The sequence below is a fragment of the Allokutzneria sp. NRRL B-24872 genome (assembly GCF_002155965.1).
GTDB lineage: Bacteria > Actinomycetota > Actinomycetes > Mycobacteriales > Pseudonocardiaceae > Allokutzneria.
On sequence record NZ_MUMH01000275.1, the window covers coordinates 1 to 703 of the forward strand.

1 protein-coding gene and 1 pseudogene are annotated in these 703 nt (G+C 75.2%); both read right to left on the bottom strand.

Annotated features, from left to right (window positions below):
- Window positions 1-313 (bottom strand): BTAD domain-containing putative transcriptional regulator (locus tag CCN37_RS39470; RefSeq protein WP_371505692.1); only part of this gene is annotated, 313 nt, incomplete at its 3' end.
- A pseudogene (locus tag CCN37_RS42520) lies at window positions 247-468 on the bottom strand (winged helix-turn-helix domain-containing protein); the annotation flags it as partial. The pseudogene CCN37_RS42520 and the gene CCN37_RS39470, both read right to left, overlap by 67 nt.
- Window positions 469-703: the final 235 nt, after the last annotated feature.

Genomic DNA, 703 nt, shown 5'->3' on the forward strand with positions numbered 1-703 from the left:
GCCGGGCGTCGACCAGCGTCTGCCGGGCCGACCAGCGCAGCTCCTCAAGGCGCGTGCGCTCGGCGGAGACCGTGGGCCCGTGCGGCACGTCGGCCAGCGCGGTGCCGCGCCACAGCGCCAGCGCCTCGCCCGTGGTGGCCACGGCGCGGTCGTGCTCGCCCCGGTCCAGCTCCGCCCGGCCGCGCCCGCGCCCACGTCCAGCACGTATCCACCGGATCGGGTGAACAGGCAGGGGCCGTCGAGGAGCTGGCGGATCTGGTGCACGTAGACCTGGACGGCGTTGACCGCCGAGCCCGGCGGCTCCTCCGGCCACACCTCGGCGACGAGGCGGTCCACCGAGACGACCTGGTTGGCGTGCAACAACAACAGGGCCAGCACCGAGCGCTGCTTCGCCGCCCTCGCCCCGCGCCAGCCGTCGGGCGCGCGCACCTCCAGCGGCCCGAGCAGGCGGAACCTCGGCGTCTCCACGCGGCGAGCTTAGTGCGGGTCGGGACCAGTCCCGGAGCGCGTTCCCTACGGTGGCTGCCTTCCTTGGCAGGAAAGGACGACAGCCGGTGTCGATCATGCTGGAGCGGGACCAGTGGGTGCTCGTCGCGCACTGGTCCTCCGGGGTCCACGAGGGCGCGACGTGGCTGGTCGAGCGCCCCGAGGACGGGGCGGCGGCGGTGCGCCGGTCGACCCGCTGCCCGGTGTGCGCCAAGCG